Consider the following 23,540-nt stretch of genomic DNA (forward strand, 5'->3'; position numbering starts at 1 on the left):
TATCTGAGGGTTGGCCTGGCCAGCCAGCATATTAGAGGTATTCATCCGCTATCCCCCTTCGTCTCCAAAATGGAAGATGAGGGCGAGCTTGTTTTGAGTTTCAAGGCGTCGTCCTCAGGGATCAGCACGGATCTCGACAATGAAACGCCAACTACCCAGGATGCCCGTCGCTATATCCGTGATTTTCTCCTGGATGAGTTCAATCGGGCACAGCCTGATCTTGATCTGGATACACCATTCCCTTCGCTGGCGGTAATCCCCGTCAACACCTCGATGCTGATCCCTTCCGATCGCCATACAACTGAGGACGTGGTTGAAAGTATAAAAGACCACCAACTGTATGCAGTGGGCATTCATCCTCGTCGAGCTTGGAAGCTGATGGGCGAGCTCGACGCATGGCGGACTGAACACACTAAAGGTATTAGCGATTCAGTTTTTGACGATGCGATAGAGCGACTGGTGGGGAAGTTCAGCAATATCGGGGGATTCAATATTGCTGAGTTGATCCCGGGATACCGGCCGTCTTTACGCCAAACCCTCAATTTCTACCTCAATGAATATGACCCTGATTCAGACCAATCCAAAGAGTCTGTAATTCAAGGCCTTTCTCGGGGCGTTCTTCATCACGACCCGATGGAAGCGGGGCGTGTCCTTCAATCTGTACGTAATGGGCAAGTCGAGCCGGATTTAAAGTCTCGTGTGGAGACGAACCATAATATTCTCATGGCGATTTCCAGTGCGGCTAATCGCTCGATGGACGATATCGGCAACACTACACACCCGGTGCTATGGATGTGCTCGACACTCGTGAGCGAGTTTTCTCGGCGCCCTTTGACGGTAGCCCAACAACTAGCCGCCATGGGTATAGATCTGAGCGTTGATGTCATGCTCGCCGGTGAAATTGCCGAAATGAACGGCGCTCGATTGGTTTCTTCGAATCGAGAAGTGGCTGCGCTTGGTACAACTACCGAGAACGGCTCGGTTGAGCAGCGCATTGTTGGCGAAGCTTATACCGTTGAACTGGACGTAAATGGAGAACCGCGGTACGCAACACTCGGCATTGAATTGAGCAGTGATACTCCGGAGTTAAAGTCTTTGGGGGCACAGGCATATGAGGGGCGTGCGGTTTATGGTTACAAAGAACCGGCAACGGGGTCTCAAGGGTCCGATGAAGCTCGGAGCAGGAAGCATAAGCGTGCTGCTTTTGGCCGGATTCTGGCTGCGTACTCTGTGAATGAGTTGCCTATTCAAGCTATGCCCAAAGACGTGCCAATTAATGATATGGGGAGCATTCCAGTCTCCTGGTCCTCAATTCCCTACCTCGGCTTGCTGGGCTCCAAAAAGCCGAGTGACGGGCTGAATGACGTTGTAAGTTTTCACACTCTCTCTAGTGGTGAAAAAGCGGCGGAGCCGGGTAGCCAAAACGTGCAATGGGTACAAGCGCTAAACGATGCGGTAACACGTAGTCAGCAGGCGCTCATACATTCGACCTCTGAAGCCAGGAACAATCCAGGAAATCGTCAATTGCTTCGAGAGGCGATTGAGTTTTGGGTTAGCACGCATTTTGGGGAAACTGGGTCGCGAGCGATTGAGGCCATCACAGACGACGCTTTCACCAAGCTCGTAAATCAAGATGCGGAAATGATTTGCGTGTCGGTCAAAAATTCAGCGCGCTCTATTCGCTATTACACGCTCCCTGTCTCATATCGTGATATCCAGAAGGCCGACTTCAATCGGTTTCAAGCTGCAGAGAAAGCGGTTTATGAATGGTCACGCCGCCATCCAACGGCCAGCAAGCGAAACAAATCCCGAACATTCGACGCTTTGAGTGCCCTCAAACCACAAGCCCTCAGCGCACTGAATGAAGTCAAGAAACAGAGTGCGGATCCGGCCGGTGATAGCCGAGTTGCCAAACATGGGCGACAAAACACTGGTCTAGTTTATGGGCTATCGGTGAAGGATCTCCGAGGATCCCGCCACGAGGTTCTTGACCGAATCGCTGGAAGTGACCCGGTAGAGCGTAAAGGCATGATTACCAAAACCAGGCTATGGCAAACGCCAGACTGGGTTGGTGTTCGATCGCCTGAAGACGGAACTACACCAATGGAACCTTTGGTGGCGTGCTTCTGGAACGAGCTTCGAAAACAGTCTCCATCAAAGCCGCCAGCTGATTTGCCAGAGCTTAATAAGCCATTTGCGACAGCGATGCTTCTATACCGTGACTGGTTCGATCAGATTAGGACTGATGATGACCTTCTAAATGCGATTCAGGGTGAATTTCTGGATTCGTTGGAAGGGATTTTCTCTGAATTGAAGGAGCTGGACATACCGGCAAGACAGATTTTGGGAAGCAAGTTTCGGTTTGTCGAAACTGCTTCGGGTGGCCTCACTAAAATTTACAACCTGGCAAAACTGCAGTCACGAGATAACGTCGACTGGCCATCCTCAGTTGGCAGAAAACGTGCGGCCAATAACTCGGGATCAGGTGCTCAGGAGAAGTTTGGTGCCATGCCAATGCTGGAGAAGATCCAGCGACTGGAGGGCGAGGACCACCGCCACGAGCGTGATGTTACCGAGCTGGATTTGCTTCAAACATTCGGGTTTTCTGGCATTGAGTATGGGGAATCCATGCCTCAGCGTGAGCGGACTATGTACCTGAACCACGCTTACGATGCCTTCATGGACATGGCCAGAGCACTGGATGTTCAGCCCCAAACCCTGAGCATGGGAGGGACGCTCGGTCTTGCATTTGGTTCCCGAGGGCGTGGCGGACGGAATGCCGCATTGGCTCACTTCGAACCAGGCAACAATGTCATTAACCTGACGCGAATGAAGGGCGCGGGGTCTCTCGCGCATGAGATGGGGCATACCATCGCCAATTACTTTTCTCGCCAGGTTACAGGGCAGAGCCGAGGCCCCGGTGATCTTTCTGAGATGGTTGCCATGCAGCAGCCGATGGGATTTCTGAAATCAGAGCAAATTGGTCGACTTCGCAAAACGGTCTATGACGCCTTTACAACGATCATGGCGAACATCTGCTATGAACCGGTCGACGATATGGAATCCAACGACCCAAGCGACAAGATAGCCCTGGGACGGTTCACCCTAACCCCAATTCTTCGCAGCAGTGACCGTCGGGCGAACAAAGATGCCACCACCTTTTTTAATGAGGCTGTACGAGCTGACTTCAGAGATAGCAAAAAGGGTTCAAAATCACGCATTGAACGTTATTGGTCAGACCCAAAGGAGTTGTTCGCCCGCGCTTTTGAAACCTGGATTCATAAGCGTTTATCCGATATGCAACCGGGTTTCAGGAATGATTACCTGGTTCGGCCGGACAAGTTTGATGCTTGGGGGGCTTCAGGATTGAGCGTCAGCAAAGGACCTCAATTGTATCCGGCGGGGGAGCACCTTGATCGCTTGGATTATGCATTTCGGAATCTGTTCGAAGTTGTTGAGACAGGTTACGCAGAGATCGATCACGAGCATCTTGGCAAAACCGAAATGCCTTACCTGTACTCTCATGACGAGAGCGTTAGCCGGATCCAGCCAGCTGATCGCCGGGCGTTTGCAGAGTGCGCAATACAGGAAATTGCCCGCATGTGCGGCCCCGACGTACTGGTGAGCGTCAAGTCGGAAATCACCGACCCAAATGGCAATCCAGTCGGGGGGCGTTTCAGGGCTATCGGCCAAGAATACCGGAACGATGTTAGCGGTATACGCGCGTTGCTGGAAATCACATCGAACGGACCCTTTTCAAATATTTATCATGAGGCTTTCCACTTTGCTCAGGCCTTCCTGATCACTGAGAAGGAGCAGGAAATGCTGGATAACGCGTTTAGCAAAGGGGAAATGCTCTATGACCGTTTGGCTGCTGCCCTGGTCGAAGACAACCGGGAGTATCTGATCGACCACTGTGACAATCCACGGGAGGCACAGGCATACGCGTATCAACAGTGGGTGAAAGGTAATCTTGATCTATCGGATAGCAAGCCGGCCAGAACGGTATTCGAGCAGGTTCAGCGGTGGTGCCGGCAGGTCTCTTCAACTCCGGATAAATATGGGTTTGAGTCAACCGAGGTCTTGTTCCAGAACTTCTATGACGGTCGTCTGGCGTTACGAGAACAACAGTCGTTCTTTACGAATCAGGCGATGCCTGTTAACCAAGTTGAACACACTTACGATCAGAACACCCCGGGCACTGAAGGCGAGTCTGATGAGCTGAAAGTGGAGGCCGATGATAACTTTCCGGAGGTGGAAGCAGACAACCCAGGGATGACCATCGGGTGACCGATCCGTATGAAAAGTTAGACATTCGATACCCTGAGCGTTCTGGTGTGCCACAACTGTCACAATACAAACCGTTCAAATTTGTATAGGTGGTGTGGAATGAGTGTGGCGCCAGAAACAATGAAACAGTCCTCAAAGGCGAATGATATCGCCTGTATTGAGCTCCCTGATCTGGTGAGTGTGGTGAATAGCCTCCTGGGAATGGACCGCCTACAGGTTGTCTCAGCACACATAATGGACGTTATTCGCGCGCACATGGATCCGAATTTGATTGAGCTCTCCCAGGAGGGGGCCTGCGGTTTCATGTGCGTCATGAAACCGGGGGCCATTACGCATGAACATATCGAAGCGCTCAGCCACATCCTTTCTCAACCACTCGAATTCCGCGTTGGAGTTAAGGGAGAAGGTGGGGCGGTCAGCCATGTAGAGCAGACCCTAATCCTCCGCCCATACATCGGAATGGCCCGCGGTACCGGTCAGCCCAGCACCGTCAAAACAGCGCACCGGGCTCAGGTTGCACTCCAATGGTCGCGGATGTCTCAGGCAAAACCGGTTCATGTATACGATGAGATGACCAATGCTATCCATCGGAACCACACTCGGGCTCAGCAGGATCTCATCAACGCCGTCAGGCATCGGCATCTTAGTCAGTTCTATCAACCCCTCGTGCAGTTCAGTACGGGGAAGATCGTTGGTTTTGAGGCATTGTTGCGACCGCCTCAGCCGCCAGCGCAGAGTCAGTATCATGACCTTCCGAGCAACCCGGCCGATATGGTTGAGATTGCAGCAAGCACAGAAATGATGGGCGCATTAACAGACCTGACATGGGATCAGGCAATCGAAACCATGGGTGTTATGGACAAGCTGTCTCCTGGATCCGGAGCGTCGATATCACTGAATGTGAATGGTGATTATCTGGTTGAGAACGTAGATGCCGTTGAAGCCCGCGTGGCAGAGCTGAGTGACGCATGGCGCCTCACCTTGGAAATCTCAGAAGATGCCAGCCTCCGCCCCGGGCAGCTCCCCATTCTACAAAGTGTTATCGGGAGGTTAAGACGCCAAGGTTGTCGAATAGCGATCGACGATTTCGGTGCTGGTTCTTCCAATTTTGCCCGCATTAACGAGCTGACGTTCGATGAGCTGAAACTGGATAAGACGTTGATCCATAAGGCGGCGGAAAGTCAGCCGGATATGGAGCTTGTAGAGAAAATTATTGAGCTGGCCCATGAAAAGGGCGCGCAGGTCGTCGCAGAAGGCATAGAGACTCATGACCAGTGGAAGCTGATGAAGGACGCCGGTGCTGACATTGCACAAGGCTATTTTCTCTCGCGGCCGCAGGACCAGGTTCGAGCGATTTCATGGCTTCAAAGTCAGGCCCAAGAAAAGAATTTGATCTTCCCTAGTAACCTGTCTGGTTAATCCAACAAAGTCGGCTGACCCCGCTCTGCCGACCGGCGACAATAGGATTAATGAATGACAGCAAGGAGAAAAACATGGCTGATAGCAACAACCCTTTTGCCGGTACCAGTGATGCTCTGGAAATGCCGCCCGAAAACGAGGCTTTGTTTGATGAGCTTGCCGGGTTAGAAGTGAGCCCAGACCCGAGCCCGACAGTTTTTGCCCCACTGATGACGATTACCGGTCGTGACAGCCACCTGTTTGTCATGGATCCCGAAACAAACACGGTACGCCTTGCCAATGATGAGGTAGCGGAAGCGTTCGCGACACTCCAGGAAGCAATCGAATATGGCGGTGACCCCAGCCAGATTGAGATTGACGCCCATGTTTTCTCCCCGGTTACCGGTAAGCTGGAAAAGGTCAGCGACTTTATGCCGGAAGGCACCCCATACCGGGATCTTGTCCAACAGGTTGGCTCTGCCAGCAAGACGCTTGCTGTTGTCCCTCGAGCGATCACTGCATTGACGGTGAGCCAGATCATCTTGCCAACGCCACTCGAAGCTGCTGGTCCATCGCCACAAAACATGCGCCGGCCGGAAGATGAGTTGGACAGCGACGAGTCGGCGGAAGACCGCTTTCCTGGCGCCGAGGATGAAGATGCCGAGGCGGAGCTGGAAGACCAAAGGCCAAGAAGCGCATTACCCCAACCAACTACGGCAGTAGAATCAGCTGTATTTGGCGCGATCACACTGGCATATGGCCTGGCCGGTGTTGCAGGTTATGCGATCAAGAGCACGATTACGGAAGGGTGGAACCTTACCAGCATGCTTGGCACCAAGCTGTGGCATAACGTCTCGCAGCGCCGGGAAGAAGACCACCGAGCTTATGCGGAATCAGATGAAATCGCCGATCATCGGTTGAATGAACCCCAGGTCGACATCCCCCACTATCTTGAGGCAAGCAATGATGAAAAGGCCGCATTCGGTGAGGGGGTTGAGAAAAGCCTGGAACTGATCGGCGTCCAAATTGAACAGCCGGTTATGGGTAATTACGACTCAAGTCACCAGGCAATCGTAGAACCGAAAATCACGGCTGATGTAACGAACCTGATCACCGATAACAGCACCCCGGCCGTTCCGCCCGAGCTTATGATCGCCGGTGAGACGAGCATGGCGACAAATCAGTTTGTTCACTCGCATGACGTTGGTGATCGAATCAACGCCTGGGCGAGCAAGAACATCGAGGCGAATGAGCAAGCAAAGGCCGATATCCATGATATGGCTTCGCAAATCGATGCCCGGTTGGCCCAGGTGGCCGATTACCTGGGTACCATGGACTCCGGATCTGATGAACGGAATGAGGCTCTTCAAAGCGAGCGAGCAGGCTTGGAAGCTTTCACGAAGGATATCGGTCAGCAATGCCGCGAGTGGATTGCTGACCCTCAGTCTAATTACAGCCAATCTGACTCTGAGCAGAAGGAAGAGCTTGTGGATGATCTGGAGGCCATGTTTGATCCGGACAACAACGTAAGCCCCTTCCATCGCCACAAAGACCTGCTGGAAGAAATGGAAGACGAGAACGGTGGTTTCAAAGCGGGACTGAGCGATGCCTTCCAAGGCCTCAAGGATCTGCTGGCTCGGCTGAAAGAAGCCCTTGGCATTATGACTGTGCAAAAAGCTGAAGCGGAGGAAATGGATCACGTTGCCGAACACGCACCTGCGGGACCTTCGCTTTAATTCCCCACTGACGCCGGCAAAATGCCGGCGTTCTTGGTCCTCCCCCCCCAATCAGTCAGGCAAAAAAAAGGCCGTAGATTTGAAGAGATCTACGGCCTTTTTCGTTTTTGGGTACCTACGAATGAGGGCCAAGCGCTTGAAAGTAGGTTCTGTTCCAGGCCTCGAGTTCGGCGCTGTCTTTCGGGCGCCCGAGATAATCCAGAACATTGTCAAAGAAGTCCAAGCTGTACTTGATGCGCTCGGCGCGTTTCTCGTTCACGCCCTCGTTCTGTTCGAGTTGGGTGCGCAGGCCCAGAGTACGTGATTCTGATCCAGCACGAATCACCATTCTGGAGAAGCCGAGGGCATCCTGTACGCGAGGGTCGCGTTTGTATGTGTCCAGGCTTCCCTCTTGCTCCGCGAAATAAAAACCGTATGACACGCGGCTCATGATCCACTCGACCTGGCGGTACATGCTGTACGAAGCATTCTCAGGATCAACTTTGAAGTTCTTGCCGTTAGCCATTGTCTCTTCATCGAAGAGGGTGTCATTGAGCTCACGTCCCTGCTCCTCGACCCAGCCCTGAGCTTCAACACGAAATGCTTTCGCAGCGCCATAAAGCAAACGGGCTTCCTCGAAGGTGTTTGGTTTCACTTCGGATGCCGGAACTCGAACCAGGCCATTTTGTGTTTTGGGATTCGGGTCTTCCGGCAGGTTGTTAATCTGCTCTTGAGTCAGTCCAGGGAGTTCCATATGCGCCGCCCTTATTGTTTAACAGGTGATGTCGATACTATAAATAACAAACTGCAATGTGATCCGCAAGAATTTCGAACCGGGCGTCCAGAAATTCCAACCTGAACGCCCTTTGATCAGATCATCAATCTGCGGAGATTCGATTTACAAAGCCAGCGCTCGGAATACCGGCATCAAGCTCAAGATTGCCTTGGTGGTTCTTATAAACCAGCAACGGAGTAGCCGGCTGAGCAGCTGTCATCAAAGCCGTATTTGAGGCTGCTGCCTTAATGAAGGGCTTGTCGTTGTCTGCGCTGTAGCTACTCGAGTAGAGCTCAGAGGCCCCGCCTGGCATGGTCATTACCTGTCGCAACATGTCCAAGGCCGCATCGTCGTTACCCTGGTCGATCGCTGAAAGCATTAGCGCAGATGCCGCCATGCTGGATGGCTGGTCTGAGAAGACCACAGCAGGGATCCAGTGCAGCGTCAGTTCCCCGTTTTTAACTTGATTGGCCAGCTGGCGGTAGAGCTTGTGACACACGGGACAGTTCGGGTCGAAGAAAACGTATAGCTCTCGGGCCCCATGCCCCTGTTTAATTGATGGCGTGGCCTTTACTGCTTTCAAGTAACTCTGCTGCTGGGCGGCCTCACTTCCGCTGTTTCGGATTTTGGCAATGACGGCACCATTATCCAGGGAGTCTTGCACAAGCTCCTTGAACCTATCGCGATCCACCAGCTCCTTGGAAACTGCAGTAGATGTTGACGCATCAGCTTGCTGAGGACTGATTCCCCCGCTGGCACCCGTATGAGTTGCACCTGAATTGTCGTCGCTGCCTTTAACCTGCAGCGCTGAGGCCGGCAGGTCAGGGGTAGGCACTTCGTTATTCGGGGCTTTGGATGGTTGAGGCATTCGAGGCTTGGGTGGTTTAGATACGTGAGGCTTCGGCACCGAGACCTGCGTGCTTGCGGCGCCGGTAACCCGGCGCTCATTCCCGGTTTCCGGCATATGCCCCTGAAGTAGCTCCTGAATTTGGTCTCGCTTTGGCCGCGGCGTATTTGGATTAACTGTAGGGCGACCATCGGGGATGGTCATTTGCCCACCAGGGATAGCGCCCCCATCCATTTGGGGCAGGATGAATCCGGAGATGACGGTCTTGTTGTCTGAGAGGACATAAACGCTTTGCATGTTGAGGACGCCCGGCACCTGGATAAACACCTCAACTGAGTTATCCGGCCCCGCTTTCGTGCCAACAACGGCAACCTGTGGAAGCCGTTTGCTGACGATAGCGGCTGCATCATTTGGACTGTAATTGACTTTTGAAGTGCTGGCGTCGGTGGTGCGGGATCCCTCGTGACGGCCTGAGTCATGCACGAAGTAGAAATACCCTCCCAAAAGCACCGCCGATGTCACGATGGCTATTGGAAGTTCCCGGAAAAAAAAGCTCTTTAGGTTGGATTCAGCCATAGAACACCCTCTGTCTGTTTATAGAATTGGGGATATTCTAACAAATGTGATTGTTGTGCTATGGAGGGGTACAGCTTTGCGGGATAGATGATCTCAATAAGTTTTGGGTGGATGCGGACACCGGCGTTTATAGCCCGATTTCGTCAGTAAAATGACGGGAGCTAAAGAACTGACCAAGGACCAATCCATATGGCAGATCAGCCAACACGCCAGACCGTACAACGAAGTAGTGCCAATAAGAGGCGTGCAGCCGAAACGCAAGGGAGAGGGAAACAGCGGTCTAGCGCTTCATCTTCCGCTCGCTCGGGGCCGTCTAAGCGGGCTGCAGCCCCCAAGGACGTTAAGGCATCGCATGGTGCTGAAATGGCTGCGGCGTTGGTTGTCATGGGACACAACACCTCCCGCCTTAAAACTCGACTGATTGTTGGGTTGTTTCTTGTGGCCGCTGTATCACTGACATGGAATTCCGTTCAGAACTGGACGCGGCCTGAACCGAAGTTGCTTGGTATGACGACCGATGGCCGTATCCAGGAACTCCCCCTTCTCGACAAACCGCTGGCCAATCGACAGGTCTTAATCGATTGGGTGAGACGGCACATCCCAACGATGTATGACTTCAATTACGCCAATTACCATGGTGAGTTGAACAAGCTCCTGAAATTTATGAAGCCCGTCACTCTCGACAGCTTCAGGGAAATGCTCGACAAGAGTGGCATCTTGGATCGAGTGACCAGTGACTTCCTCATCCTGCAGGGTCGGATCGTTGATGAACCGTTGGTTCAAAATGACTTTGTGGTGAAGGGCACCCGAGTATGGGTGGTCGAAATCCCCATGAAACTGATTTACGACGCCGGCGAGAAAGAGCGTGGTCGGCGAGAGCGCATCAATCAGGACATTATTTTCAAAGCCTATATCGCCCGTGCCAACCCATTGGAGTACCCAGGCGGACTCATTCTGGCCAAGTTTGGTGTCAGCCCCAGGAAGAGGAAGTAAAGAGATGACGTCAATCAGAACGATGGCTCTGTTCACCCTCTGTTTAAGCTTGGCGGCGCCGAGTGCAACGTATGCGGCCGGTGATGGCGCAAATCAACCTGGTGGCATTCCAAAGGCAGTAGCTAACAACCAGAGCCAGGGTGATGAGCAAAGTGATCTGGCCGAGCTTCCGGAGGACCTGAAGCCTGCATTTTGGCTTAAACCCCATGAGGTGGTCCAAACCAGAGAGCGCCAGCTTCAGGAACAGAATGCGACGTATAGGCCCCTTCGTGATGTAAAAGCCATTCAGGATATTTCGAGGATCCGGCCCTCATCATCGAGAATCCCTGTGATTAATGTGGTTCCTGATTACCCCTCGTCGGTTGTTTTCACCGATATGACCGGTAAGTCATGGCCTATTCGCTATCTGGCCCAGACGGCTAGTGTGGCAACCGTCAAGAAGGTTGAGGGGTCAGATAACGCTCTCGTCTTCTATGCGAAAAACCATGCCGGCGAGAAAAGCGTGAGTGTGTACCTCAAAAATCTTTCAATGCCGATCACCCTTCGCGTGAAAGCGACCGAAGACAAGTACCACGCGTTGAAAAGAATCCAGATCCTGGAGCGGGGGCCGAATAGTCAGGCCCTACAACTTGCTTCGAATACTGGGGGAAGACCGCGTTTTCAGGCTCAGGCAGAGCAGGGCCGCAGCCCCCAGGAGCAAGAGGGGCCGTCACTCGATGCCATCCTGAACAAATTGGCTTACCGGGTCACACCAGATGGCTTCAAAAAGATTCAGGTCAGTGACCCAGAGACTGAAGCATGGATCGATGAGGGTGATGCGTCCAAGTTGTATCTGCTGACCGCACGCACAATTTCCTCCCCGGCACCAATCAGTGGAGCCGACTCCGTGGTTCCTGTGGGTGACGGTATGCGGATCTATGTGTTGCCTCGAATAAATCCCGTGATGGCGTTAAACGAATCCGGTCAACGCCTTTACCTCACGCTCAAGGAGTAATGTTGATGGCTTCCAGCTCAAATCAGACCAACGATAGCGGTGCTGAAAGCGGCTCCGAGAAGAAACAGTCAGCCATCAAGTTCCTGATGTCTCGCCAGGGGCGGCCGACATTGCTCATAGTTGCGATCGCCATTTTGATGGCTTGCTTCATTTTATGGTGGTTCAGTGGCGTCTTGTTTGGACCCAGCGAGTCTGCGCAAGAGAAATCGACGAATGCAGTTGCTACTCGAGGCGGCGGTACCGTAGAAGCCCGGCACGATGACAGCGTAAAGGGCGATATGACATCACCAGACCTTACGGATGAGGCGAAAGAGGCAGCGAAACTCTATAACCAGGAGGCCGCCAGCAACGATAATGTGCATCCGGCACCAACCTTTGATGATGTTGAAATCATTAAGGTGCCCCAAAAGGACGATAAAAAGGAATCCGAACCGTCCGGCTTGAAATCTGAGTCGAGCGCGGAAGATGCCTACACCTACACGCCGCCGAATAGTGGATCGAGCAAAGAGAAAGAGAAGCCTCAAAAGCTGGCTGAATACCGGATGACTCGAGAAGAAATCCGCGACCGAAAGCGGCAACGATTAGAGGCCGTGAGCCAGATCAAAAAGGTTTACCAAAGCCCACCGGAGATAGCGAGTGTTTCCTTTGTAGAGCCTGGCCAAGAAACTACTGGAAGAGTGCGCCGGCAAGCTGGTCAGCAGCGAAATGCTAGTAGTCAGAGTTACCAGCAAGTTCCAGGCAACACCCCACAAAACGATGTCGGGGAAGGTCAATGTCCCTCCGAGCCATTGGTTCGGGGTGGCGAGATTGTGTATGCCGTCAATGACATCGCATTAAATACTGACCACAAGGGCCCCGTTCGAATCACCTTCCTGCAAGGGAATCTCAATGGGTGGATTGGGATGGGCTCATTCAAGCTGAACGAGCTGGGCGCGAAGATGAACGTCACCGTTGAGCGATTGATCTCCCCGGCCGGCGAAAGCTATGACAGCAAGGGCTACGTCCTTGATCCAGAAACAACGCTGTGGGCGGTTTCCAGTGACGTGGATTACCACATCATCTATCGGTATGGCGGGTTTGGCCTGGCATCGATTCTCGGCGGCTTCAAGGATTTGGCGGAAGCCCGAGAGACGCAATCTCAGACATCAACAGTCAACGGATCTACGACCGAGTATCGCGAACCTGATGCCAAACAAGTTACTTGGCAGCTGCTCGGCGATTTTGGGGAGGTCTGGCAAAAAGTCTTTGCAGACAATATCGACAGGCCGATCACAGTCACGGTCGATCCGAAAGAGCGCTTTGGCGTTTTGTTCAAGGATACGGTTTGCGGCCCGCGTGTAAAAAACACCGGTATTAAAGCACTTCGCAACGCAGGTAAGAGCGATCCCGTCCGCGGATGAGGGCGTGGCGAGGAATAAGCGATGAACCGCGATTTATAGAATCAGCGATCCGATACAATACGGTAAAAATGCTTAGGTGGATGCGAAAGCTATGAGCGATGACGATTTGAGAAGGGGCGCCCCGGAGAATGACTTTGAATTCGAGGACGATGGCGAATTCAGCATTCCTGAGACGCCTGATGAAGATCTCTTAGGCGGGGAAGACGAAGACCTGCTGGCGGGCGAGCTTGGGAATGAAGATCTCGCGGGCCTCGATTTTGAGGAAGAGCCAGAGCGGGATCAATTCCAGGACGAGGATGAACCCGGCCCGGGCAACCGTGCTGAAGCCGAACCCGAAGAGGAAGAAAGAGCCGGAGCAGGCTGGATGGTATGGACTGCGGCCGGTGTTGTGATGCTGGCTCTCTTCTCTGGTCTCATGTGGTTCGCGTTCGGGATACTTGGGGGCGGCAGCAACTCTGAACCTCAACGAGCGCCTATCGCTGCAGCTGCCGAGACGAATTCCTCGGACTCCACGCAAGTTGCCAAGGCTGAGCAACCAAAAGTAAAGCCGCTGCCGCCAGTTGAGACTGAGCAGCAGAACGCACGTGCCGGCAAAGCTCAATCCGAACCTTCTGCCAAGATGAATGCTCCCGCGCAGCAGTCAGAACAGAATGCGTCCTCTTGGAATGACCAGGATTCACTGCCAACGCCTGGACAACCTGAGCCACAAGTACAGATGACCCGTGTTCAGGAGCGAAATTATGGCCGTGAAGTAGCTCAGAACCAGATGTTCCCACCAATCGATGGCGGCGCTCTGAAAGGTTTGGAATCCGCTTTGAACAAAAATGGTGACCAGATTCAAAGCCTGAGCAAATCGCTGAGCCGATCGATCGACGCTTCTGGCGACAAGATCAACCGCCGATTGAGTGAGGTTACCGCCCGCCTTTCTGACATTGCGGAAAAGCTCGACGCTTTGAACACCAACGGCTCGAGTGATCAGCACGCCGCCAAAGACTCCAAGAAAGAAGAGCTCACGGCTGCACAGGAAAAAGCTCAGCGGGAACGAGTACGTTTGGCGCAAATTCGGCTTAAAGCTTTCGGCTATCAACCCGGCTCTATCGATGGAGTATTTGGGGCGCATACGTCCGCGGCCGCCAAACGTTTCCAACGGCAGAATAACCTGGATGTGACTGGTGAGCTGGACGGTCCAACAGTGACGGCGTTGATGGGATCGAACGTTCCGACGTACCGGCCAACCCATCAAAAGACAGTTATTGCGAGACCGCAGAAAACAGAGACGGTATCCGACAGCCAAAACTCAAGTGTCGACGTTGATGAGTGGTATGTGCGCGGGGTGACCCCCGAGCGGGCGATCATTTACCAGCGTGACGGCAGTAGCTACCTGGTCACCTCGGGCACCGAAGTGCCGGGAAAAGGCCAGGTCGCAACACTCAACCCGGGCCAGCACAGCATCACCTTGGTTGGTGGTGAAGTAATCCGGAGACAGTAACGATGAATGCAGAGTCTGTCGTCGACATGCTCCAAGAGTCGATGAAATCGGCTATTGGATACGCCCTTAATCTGGGTGGGGACATCTCAACAATTGAGAATGTCCTTCTCACCGTGTTTGTGCCTGGCATCGGAATTTTGATCTCGGCTTGGGCCGTCTTCGACTTAATCAATGCGCGCAACCCACGCTCCGGGAAAACGATATCCACAGGCTCCATAGCCATTCGGGCCATAGTTGGCCCTGCCACCATACAGCTGGTAGCTCTCATGCGTGCGGTGAGCGTGAGTTTTTTTGGAGAGCGGGGTTCGGTTGTCAGGAATGATATGGCAGCCAGCTATGTGCAATCAGCCCAGCAAGCACATGATCTAACGGCAGCAGGGCTGACGATCGGTCTTGCGTTTTTTGTGCTTGTTGGATGGATTGCCGGGCTTAGGGCGATGATCGCCTTCGCCCGCATCGGGACTCCCGGACAGGATGGATACAACCTGTTCAAAGCAGGCATGACCCGACTCATTTTTGGCACGTTTCTGTCGTGTTTCCAACTGGTGATGGATGACGTCTACGCCAGCGCTAGTGGTGACTCTGGACAGTTCTCAAGCGGACTGAACATCTAAAGCAAAACTGAGGTAAATATGAAGCAAACTGAAATCAAAACCCGCTCCACTTTCCGACCTGTCCGTGCCGGCCTGAAACTGGTTGCTCTTGCTCTGGCAATGGCCCCGGTTACAGCGTTCGCTGAAGGCAAAGGCATTTCATCCTGGTTCACCAACTTTGGTGGAGAATTTTCGACCATCGTAGGCGTTATTGTCGTCATTATTGGTGGCCTCGGCATCTGCTTTACCGGGTTCGGCATCATTAGTGCCCTTGTGGCCAAGAAAAACCGGGAACCGATGGGGTACCAGCCCTGGTTTATCTTCGGCGGGATCCTGGCGATTCTGTTGGTTCCGTTCATTGCTGCAATGGGAACTTCCGTGAGCGGTCAAAGCCAATCCGAAAGCGATGTCACGACCTATCTGAACGAGAGCCAGTAACCATGCAAGTGCCCCGGCTGTTTGCACCTAAAGCTGATCTCCGTCTAACGGCTGAGAATCTGGGTCTGAGAAAGCATCAGGCCCTTGTAAAGAGGGTGATGGAGAGTAACGGGGCGGTTTGTTCCTTCTCAGGCATCGAGGCCCCTGTTAGTGACTCGTTACCTGATGGGGGGATGCACTTGGAAGTGGTTGACTCCCGTAAGCAGGTTGGTGATCAAAATAACATTCGTCTCGTAGACCCCCTTTATTACTGGTCGCGTCATGTTGAGGCCGCAATTGAACAGGGTAAGGGGGTCTTAATCTTCGCGCCGTGGTTTACCCAAAGTGAAATCATCACCATGGTGCGTGTCGCGATGGTTGCGAAATATTTTGCTCGCGAAATTGGGGATCAGGGACATGAGAAAATAGGTGATACGGTCCTGAAGCACCTACAGCCATTGGCCAATGATGAAATCATGGTTAATGCCCTGGGGATGGCGCCAGGCGTAGATCAATGGCAACCCTTGGAATGGTTGAACGCAATCCGCAACCTTACTGCACCGGAAAGGAAGCGATATAACCAGATGCTGGGCAAGAACGTGCGCTTCCTACCCGATGAAAGAATGCTTGAGCCCTGGATCGCCGCCTTGGCTCAGAGTCAGTACCAGTCCCTGGAGAGCGGCCCACGTGGATGGCTTGATGTGGCCAGCCGATCGCGCGGCACGTGACCGAATTTATCACAATGGCGATGCCCACACTGATTGATCCCCGGGTCACACCTGCCTCGGTTTGCACACTATCGACGTTAGAGCTTCAAGCGGTTGTTAGCGACCACAACCTGAAAAGCCAGGCCCCGTATCTTTCTATTGATGGCAAGGCGCCTATTTCATCGAAGGCCCACCGGTGGCTGGGGCCGACATATACCCAAATTTGCAGCTTGCTAGAGTCCTCTGGTGAGCCCGACACACAGACCGCCAGACAGCTGGCCGCAATTACCCAGCGAATTTTGAATTTCCTCAAGTTGGATCACACCGCTTGCGAGAAGCAGAACGTTGCCGAGGCATTGACTGGGAATGATGGATCACCAAACCGTCGTGTCTTTGGCCGGTATTGCGCTGCCCAGGATCTCATCACTATTCAGCTTGCAAGGCCGAAGCGGTTCCATGAGTGGCTTACCCTCCCTGTTGGTACTGGCAACCCCGCCGCTATTGATGCTGGGCAGATGCCAAAGAGTGGTCAGTTCAGTTGGGTGGAGTCGCTGGGTGTGCCCGCATTGATTCATGGAGCTTGTCCACGGCCCATGACGGGAACTCCAAACAAGATTCTTTCCGTTGAAAAGCCTTGTTGGCGGACATTTCAGCAATGGACTGACATAGCCGAAATGGCCGGGGCTCCTCCTGCGATAGATCTGGTTCAGGTTTATTCCAGCCTGAAGACAGCAGCCTCCATTTGCTGTCAGTCCCAATACGCCGAAATCAGCCCCAGCTGGGCACTGGCTCTTGAGGCGGCGTTTACGGCTCAGACACAGTGTCAGAAGACGCGGGATTGGCTTGCCGGGACGCACGACGTTTTGATTGCAAGAATTGCGGCATTGGCCGATGAACTCCAAGTTGGTCGTCCGATTGGAATGGATACAGGCCGTCTCTACTTGGAAGCCAAAAAAGACCTTTCACAATCCGATCTCCGTAAGCTCGCCGCCGCTGTCTCGGGAATTGGCGCTTACGTCATTTGCGGTGGCACTATATACGCCCACGATGGTGATACGCGTAACGCACTAACCCCTGTAGCGGCAAAGATAATTCGAGAAACGCAAAAAGAACAAATGGAAAGTGCCGATAAATTCATGGTTAATTCGCATTCATTGATTGCAATATAACGCGTAAAGCGTTAGCATAGATAATGAAAGACACACAACGCAGGGAGTCGCAGTAATGACAACCAACCGGAAAACGCCACTGGCGCTGATCCTCATTCAAACCCTCGCTTTGACCGCTTGCGGCGGTGGAGGCGGTGGATCAGACAGTGGCGGAGGCAGCAAAGCCGCGGCATTGCCGCCTCATCAAATCGATGAAGGTGAAACAGAAACATTCGGCACGGCATCGGCCAGTTCCGCCAGCTCAGTAAAAAGCAGCTCCAGCTTGATTCACGCCTCTCTGTCAGGTCAGGGCGTGAGAGTCACCGCTGAACAGGTTGATCGCCCGTCAAGCGCTGTGCTGACCTTCAGCAATAGCGACGGCAAGGCCGTGGGCCGCATGAATATTGCGATCAACAACACATCGGCAGCATCCCTCGAATCAGAAGCTGCCGCTTTTCTCAACGGCAGAGCACAACTGCTGAATCTGGTTGAAGCGCGCGCGTACTATGACCTGGAAACCGCCCAGTCATACATGGACGGCAACATCAACGGCACCACTTTCCAGAGCCTTCAAGACAATTGGAAAGTCGAGCAGCAAGGTAGTTACCAAGCGCTTGAGTCTGCCCTTGATTCACTGGATCAGGTGAGAACCGACTACGAGAAGGGCAGGGTCAGCGATGATGACCTGCTTGCGAGTGTGAGTGCGGCTGAAGGCGCTTTGAACACGCACAACGTCTACGCGGATCTGCGGTTCAGTGCCGCCAGCGGTGTGGACGCCTCGATTGCATTCCCAAATTCAGGGACGCTCGAATATTACGAACCGTCAGGCAGCTTCTCCCGATTTGTCGGTAACCGCTCGCTGGGCCAGGAAACCAGTGGTGGCTGGCAGTTTGATTCCGGACAGGAAAAGTACGAATTTCTGGCCTCATTCCGGGCCAAAGCGGACAGCTATGCAGGAGCAGCACAATGAAGCGCATCATTCTCACATCCATCATCACCGCAGCCGCTTCCAGCGCCATGGCAGCAGAGCGAGCTGAGATTATCGTTGAAGTAGCCCCCGGCGCCGACAACATTGCTGCGCAAGTGGATTTTGCTGAACCGGTCCAGGATTGGGGGAGCACTGAGGTCGTGAGCGTCGATGCAGGCTCTGTTGAGGCCTCTATCAAGCTGCTGCGCCAACTCGACGACGTGATCAGTGCTGAACCCAACGAAACCGTCAATGCTCCTACCCCTCCTGAGCAGCCGCTTCATCTCAACCGGGTAATGTCGGTCACCTCATCTAGCGAAACTGTGGATGCGATGTTCAACGATCCGCTGTTTTCCCGCCAATATGCCTGGGAAACCTATAACGCTCAGAACCCGGGGGCGTCTTCGGTCAGTCACGCGGTAGGGGTGAGTGTACCGTACCGCCCTCTCACGGTAGCGGTGCTGGACAATGGCTTCACTGATACCTCCAGCTTTAACTGGGCGGGTGGGTACAACTTCGCGACATCCAGCAACTCTCACAGCCTGCCGATTGGCCCGGACTTTTATGCCAAGGACATCAATTTCGAAGGCGTCCATGGGCAAGAGGTAGCGTCGGTCATTGGCGGTGCCCAGAATGACGGGCTCGGGAACGCCGGCGTACTGGGGAATGCAACGTTCTACGCGTCCCGTGTTCTTGGGGTTGACCCTGCCTCAAACACTACTGCAGTGCTGGTCAACGGCCTGAAGTGGGCCATTGGTGAGCCAGTGACCAATCCGGATACCGGCTCGGCGATCCCGCCAATTCCGGAGATCCCAGATATCGTCAATATGTCGCTGGGCAATGACAGCCAAACATCGTGCCCGGCCGCTTTGCAGAGCGCGATCGACACCGCTCACAGCAAGGGCATCCTCGTTGTGGTCGCTGCCGGCAACACAGATGGCACAGGCACGCTCCAGCTGACCTATCCCGCCTCTTGCAACAACGTCCTGGTTGTTGGGGCGACTGATCAGCAGGGGGCTGCTGCATCTTTCTCCAAGAGCGGTGCGGCGATCGACCTGAGTGCAGCAGGCCAAGATATTCCGGTGTACTCCTCGGCTGGGGGCAACCAAGTCAATGGCACGTCGTTCTCAGCCCCGTTGGCCGCGGGCATTATCGGCAATCTGTGGCAGGACATCCCTGGCTTTACTGCCGATGAGCTGACCTCACTTGCAACCGGTGCGGTGAACCCGCTGACCAGCGGCACCAACATGGGGACCGGCATCCTGGATGCGTCAAAGCTTCAGGAAGACGCCATCGCCTCAATCGACCCGCCAGACTTTGAGCTTCGCCACCCGCTTGAAGGTATTGTTGGCGCACAGGACATGCTGGCATTCCTTGATCGCGGTGGGGCGAACTACGGTCACAAGCGGGAAGTTCGAATCAACACGTCAATGGCAGGGAAGAAGGCTGTCGTATTCCAGACCGACGATACCCAGTCCATTGCAAGCGGTGGCACGACAGCCATTCAAGGCGCGTCCGGTCCGCGGTTCCTTGTCGATAGTTGGGATAGTGCCAAGCAGTATGGCATTCAGAAATGCTCAAGCGTCAGCGGCACAGGCTGCAGTGCTAACACGCTGGTGCCCCTGGACATGCCCGGCGCTTCTCTCTAGCTCTGTTCAGAGCTTTATATTTCCCTGACCAAGTAGGTCAGGGGCATTCCATTCAACGCCCCCGCCCGGGGGCGTTTTTGATTCAGCCGATCAAGACGAAGGAAATTCAGGCTCGCCGTCGTTGTCGGGTAGGAACTTCCGACCACACTCGGGTTCATCGGATTCATGAAGCCAGAAGTAGCTGGACTTCTTGTCGCTGTAAAGCCGTCTAATCGTCTCACCGCAAAGCAAGCAGGCTGCAGTTTTCTCGGGCTCTTTGAGCACCGGTTTCCCGTTGTTGTCGTTGATGAACTTGTGCCCGCATTTTCCGGATTGGGAGCGTTCTTCATGGACCCAGAAGAACCCTTGACCATGCTTGCCCGGAAGTCGCTTGATGGCGGCTTGGCAGTTGGGACAACTGTCTTTTTCGGGCTCACGAGGGATGGCAGGTATACCATCCTCGTCCGTCAGGAATTGGTGACATCCCTCGGCATGTTCACGCTGGGCATGTACCCAGTAGATGCGCTTGCTCCTCTTTCTGGACTGTCGCTGTATCAGCATTTTCTGGCAGGAAGGGCAGGTTGCAGACTTAGCCAGTAACTCCCCCTCCAGCCTGGTGGCCACGTCGTCCTGAATCTGCCTATAAACCGGGCGCACGATATTGGGATACCCCATATCGCCCATGGCGATTCTATCCAATGAGCTTTCAACGTCACGGGTGTAGCGGTAACTCATGAACTGCATGTTCTTGAGGGCGTCCACTACGTAGTAGCCATTTTCTCCAGGGGAAAGAGTCGGGGCGCCTTTCTTCTGAGATTTGTTTGAGAGGACGTAACCCCGGTCCATGATGTTTTTGATGATGGCCGAGTAGGTCGATGGTCGACCTATACCCGCGGATTCCAGTGCTTTGGTGAGAGAGGGCTTGGTATACCGCTTTGGAGGTTGTGTCTTCTTGGAATGGACTGTCGTCTTTCCTTCAAATGACTGGCGCTCTTCCAGATTTGGCATGGGGGTGTCTTTTGATTCGACTGGTTCCAGCTTGGCATAGGCCCGCCAGCCTTGTGAGCTTACGATCCGACCCTTGGCCAGAAAACGAGCGCGGCGTTCTTTCCGGGAATGGTCGAGGTATGGAGTCGCCCCCTCGAACAGCATCTGAGTCAGCTGATCTTCGCCAGCCGGCATCACGCTCAGCAAAGCCCGCTCACGAATGAGTTTGTAGAGCTGCTGTTCCTGTTCCGTTGCCCCCGCATGTTCAACCTCAATGTGGGCCGGACGTATCGCCTCGTGAGCCTCCTGGGCGTCCCCCTTTGATTTGAACTGGTGCGGTTGGTCCGCGGTAGCGATACCCTGCGAGCTAAGAAAATCGGTGATCTCGCTAAAACCTTCGGGGGACAATTGCGGACTGTCGGTTCGGTGATAGGTGATGTGCCCGTTGTCGAAGAGGCCCTGGGCGGCCTTGTCGGCTTCACTGCCATCCATCCCGAATCGCTTGCTGGCGGCTTCTTGCATGGTGACAGTCACGAACGGCGGACGCGGAGGGACAGGGCGGCCCTTGGTTGCTTTCTTGATGAGCGTAGCCTGAATTCTGCCGTCAAACTGTCGAGCAATGGCTAGATCCTTCAGATGACTCTGCCCTTCGGGTACCCAGCCATCGAGCACCAGGTAAGCCTCAACTTGAGGGTAATCGTTGGGGACAAATACAGGTTCGTAGTAGTTCTCCGGCGTGTGGTTGGTGATCTTGCGCTCTCGATCGACGATCAGCCGCACCGCTACCGATTGAACCCGGCCTGCACTCAAGGGAATGCCCGCTCTGTCGGACAGGGCAGGGGAGACGATGTAGCCAATCAGTCTGTCGAGAACGCGCCTGGCCTCCTGTGCAGCCACAAGTTTCATGTCAATGGGACGCGGTGAGGCAATGGCTTCTTCGATTGCGCCCTTGGTGACCCGGTTGTATGTCACCCGCTCGTAATTGTCCCCTAGCTGCAAAGCCTCTTTCAGATGCCATGCAATGGCTTCTCCTTCCCGGTCAGGGTCGGTGGCAATAATGGGCACGCCTTTGGCAAGACGCTTCAATCCGCTTATGACCCTCTTTTTATCCGGGGATACCTCGTATCTGGGCATAAGTGTTTCGGGGGAAACCCCGAGATCGTGCTGGGGTAAATCCCTTATGTGCCCGATTGAGGATTTGACCACGTAGGCTGACCCTAGCAGCGCCTGTATTTTCTTGGCCTTGGCCGGGGACTCAACAATCATTAGCCGGGCGCTCATAAAAATAACCTCAAGGTGTGCAGTGGCATTTGCTGTTTATCGCTTTCTGTATCATAAGCGATACGACGAACGTTATACGGAAGGGAGCCATGAGGTCCTTTATGAAAAAACAGACAATCCGGTGGTGCGTTGCTGCCAGTCTGATACTGGTCGCCGGTCCCACAACGGCCGCACTGTCGATTGAACGGGCTGCACCAAAACCAGAAGCGACCCGGCCAGCGCCGGCGCCGGCATTCAATTCCAGTGATTACCTGGTGATGGCGGACAAGACCTATTCGCCGCTGGTGGAGTACGGCAAGTCACCATCGTTTCCCCCGGCACCCTCCTATGGCGATCCTATGCCGCTATCTGCAGCCCTGAACTTGTTGCTCCCGGACAGATGGCAAGCCTTGCGTAACAAGGAAACCCAGATGGCCATGACTGTTTCCTGGGATATTGATTCTGGAAACTGGCTCGATGTTTTACGCAATCTCGGTGCTCGCCATGGCCTTCAGTTTCATGTCGACTTCCAGAATCAGAAAGTCTACATCCGCGAGGGGCGGAAGCTTCTGGTCGAGCCGGAAAATGAAGTTGCTGAACGGGACCAAGCTCGTCATGCGGTGGCGAAAGCCCAGCCAGAAGAAAGACCTGCCAGCCCGACCAACCCGAACGAACGAATCACGTTCGACGTTAATGGTGGTGATGACGGCCGGAAGATCATGACGGATCTCGCCAAGCTCCTGGGATTCAAACAGCTTTACTGGATGACCACCCAAAAGACGTTTACCAGCTCTGAAGTTGTACGGGGCAGGCCGCTGCAGCTGGTCCAGAAGCTGTCTGATCGCCTCAAGGTTAAGTCCTGCGTTTATGGCGGGAACAGCGACGTCATCGCCGTTGTAAATGACCAATCGGAGTGCCCGCAATGAAAAAACTGACTCTCATGCTGACCTGTTTCTCGATGGCCATGCTCTTGGCCGGTCCTGCGACCGCGGAAAGCGTTTCTCTGGAAAAGATCGATGCTGACTTTCCCTTTTCCCCGGGCGATCGCATTAAGGCACCGGACCACCCTGAACTCGAGGTCAACGAAGGCGCCACGTTCCACGCCAACGCCGGCGAACGCTTGAGCGAAGTGGTGACGCGTTGGGCCTCGATGGTTGGCTATGACGTTGTGTGGCAACCAGGCCCAGATGAAGGGGATCTTCAGCTCGCGGGTTCAATTACCTACCCGGATACCACATTTCAGGAGGCGGCCAAGTCCTTTTTTAAGATCATCCGCCAGCAATCCAAATTTGATGCCCAGATCCATCCGAACAAGGTGCTTCGGGTGTTTGTGACAGGCGACTAATCACGATGAGG

18 protein-coding genes are annotated in these 23,540 nt (G+C 53.9%); 15 read left to right on the top strand and 3 right to left on the bottom strand.

Annotated features, from left to right (window positions below; all coding sequences use genetic code 11):
- The first annotated feature begins 69 nt into the window (after positions 1–69).
- The 3 genes from EZI54_RS24380 (at position 70) to EZI54_RS06755 (ending at position 7,424) form a co-directional block, all read left to right on the top strand.
- On the top strand, positions 70–4,290 hold the full coding sequence (locus EZI54_RS24380) for an LPD1 domain-containing protein (protein ID WP_207389172.1): 4,221 nt from the start codon (positions 70–72) through the stop codon (positions 4,288–4,290).
- A 99-nt stretch (positions 4,291–4,389) separates the two neighbouring features.
- Positions 4,390–5,709, top strand: coding sequence for an EAL domain-containing protein (locus tag EZI54_RS06750; RefSeq protein WP_131480320.1), 1,320 nt, complete (start codon positions 4,390–4,392; stop codon positions 5,707–5,709).
- Positions 5,710–5,783: 74 nt separating this feature from the next.
- The gene (locus EZI54_RS06755; RefSeq protein ID WP_131480322.1) at positions 5,784–7,424 is read left to right on the top strand and encodes a hypothetical protein; all 1,641 of its coding nucleotides are present in this window, start codon (positions 5,784–5,786) and stop codon (positions 7,422–7,424) included.
- A 115-nt stretch (positions 7,425–7,539) separates the two neighbouring features.
- Here EZI54_RS06755 and EZI54_RS06760 read toward each other — a convergent pair whose 3' ends face one another.
- Together EZI54_RS06760 and EZI54_RS06765 are read right to left on the bottom strand one after the other, a co-directional pair.
- Positions 7,540–8,157, bottom strand: coding sequence for a hypothetical protein (locus EZI54_RS06760; protein WP_131480324.1), 618 nt, complete (start codon positions 8,155–8,157; stop codon positions 7,540–7,542).
- Between the two features lie 124 nt (positions 8,158–8,281).
- Positions 8,282–9,601 carry a hypothetical protein gene (locus EZI54_RS06765; protein WP_131480326.1) on the bottom strand — a complete coding sequence of 440 codons (1,320 nt, stop codon included), beginning with the start codon at positions 9,599–9,601 and terminating at the stop codon, positions 8,282–8,284.
- A 363-nt stretch (positions 9,602–9,964) separates the two neighbouring features.
- On the opposite strand from EZI54_RS06765, the gene EZI54_RS06770 reads away from it, so the two are divergent.
- The 10 genes from EZI54_RS06770 (at position 9,965) to EZI54_RS06815 (ending at position 19,958) form a co-directional block, all read left to right on the top strand.
- Complete coding sequence (locus tag EZI54_RS06770) at positions 9,965–10,594, top strand: DotI/IcmL family type IV secretion protein (protein WP_131480328.1); 630 nt, start codon at positions 9,965–9,967, stop codon at positions 10,592–10,594.
- A 4-nt stretch (positions 10,595–10,598) separates the two neighbouring features.
- A complete protein-coding gene (locus EZI54_RS06775; protein ID WP_131480330.1) occupies positions 10,599–11,588 on the top strand; it encodes a DotH/IcmK family type IV secretion protein in 990 nt (329 codons plus the stop codon).
- A 5-nt stretch (positions 11,589–11,593) separates the two neighbouring features.
- On the top strand, positions 11,594–12,988 hold the full coding sequence (locus EZI54_RS06780) for a DotG/IcmE/VirB10 family type IV secretion system protein (protein ID WP_165495702.1): 1,395 nt from the start codon (positions 11,594–11,596) through the stop codon (positions 12,986–12,988).
- A gap of 91 nt (positions 12,989–13,079) precedes the next feature.
- Complete coding sequence (locus EZI54_RS06785; protein WP_131480334.1) at positions 13,080–14,477, top strand: peptidoglycan-binding domain-containing protein; 1,398 nt, start codon at positions 13,080–13,082, stop codon at positions 14,475–14,477.
- 2 nt (positions 14,478–14,479) lie between these two features.
- Positions 14,480–15,091 carry a hypothetical protein gene (locus EZI54_RS06790; RefSeq protein WP_131480336.1) on the top strand — a complete coding sequence of 204 codons (612 nt, stop codon included), beginning with the start codon at positions 14,480–14,482 and terminating at the stop codon, positions 15,089–15,091.
- An 18-nt stretch (positions 15,092–15,109) separates the two neighbouring features.
- On the top strand, positions 15,110–15,508 hold the full coding sequence (locus EZI54_RS06795; RefSeq protein WP_131480338.1) for a DUF3995 domain-containing protein: 399 nt from the start codon (positions 15,110–15,112) through the stop codon (positions 15,506–15,508).
- A 179-nt stretch (positions 15,509–15,687) separates the two neighbouring features.
- Complete coding sequence (locus EZI54_RS06800; protein WP_131480340.1) at positions 15,688–16,215, top strand: hypothetical protein; 528 nt, start codon at positions 15,688–15,690, stop codon at positions 16,213–16,215.
- The gene (locus tag EZI54_RS06805; RefSeq protein ID WP_131480342.1) at positions 16,212–17,363 is read left to right on the top strand and encodes a hypothetical protein; all 1,152 of its coding nucleotides are present in this window, start codon (positions 16,212–16,214) and stop codon (positions 17,361–17,363) included. Before EZI54_RS06800 ends, EZI54_RS06805 begins: the two co-directional genes overlap by 4 nt.
- A gap of 55 nt (positions 17,364–17,418) precedes the next feature.
- Positions 17,419–18,312 (top strand): hypothetical protein, encoded by an 894-nt coding sequence (locus EZI54_RS06810; protein ID WP_131480344.1) that lies wholly within the window; start codon positions 17,419–17,421, stop codon positions 18,310–18,312.
- Positions 18,309–19,958, top strand: a complete 1,650-nt coding sequence (locus tag EZI54_RS06815) for a S8 family peptidase (RefSeq protein WP_131480346.1) — start codon at positions 18,309–18,311, stop codon at positions 19,956–19,958. The genes EZI54_RS06810 and EZI54_RS06815 overlap by 4 nt, the downstream gene beginning before the upstream one ends.
- 90 nt (positions 19,959–20,048) lie before the next feature.
- Here EZI54_RS06815 and EZI54_RS06820 read toward each other — a convergent pair whose 3' ends face one another.
- A complete protein-coding gene (locus tag EZI54_RS06820) occupies positions 20,049–22,205 on the bottom strand; it encodes a type IA DNA topoisomerase (RefSeq protein ID WP_131480348.1) in 2,157 nt (718 codons plus the stop codon).
- Positions 22,206–22,306: 101 nt separating this feature from the next.
- Between EZI54_RS06820 and EZI54_RS06825 the strand changes: the two genes are divergently transcribed.
- Together EZI54_RS06825 and EZI54_RS06830 are read left to right on the top strand one after the other, a co-directional pair.
- Positions 22,307–23,110 (top strand): hypothetical protein, encoded by an 804-nt coding sequence (locus EZI54_RS06825; protein ID WP_131480350.1) that lies wholly within the window; start codon positions 22,307–22,309, stop codon positions 23,108–23,110.
- Positions 23,107–23,529, top strand: a complete 423-nt coding sequence (locus tag EZI54_RS06830) for a TcpQ domain-containing protein (protein WP_131480351.1) — start codon at positions 23,107–23,109, stop codon at positions 23,527–23,529. The genes EZI54_RS06825 and EZI54_RS06830 overlap by 4 nt, the downstream gene beginning before the upstream one ends.
- The last annotated feature ends 11 nt before the right edge of the window (positions 23,530–23,540 follow it).

The organism is Marinobacter halodurans, assembly GCF_004327985.1.
GTDB classification, from domain to species: domain Bacteria; phylum Pseudomonadota; class Gammaproteobacteria; order Pseudomonadales; family Oleiphilaceae; genus Marinobacter_A; species Marinobacter_A halodurans.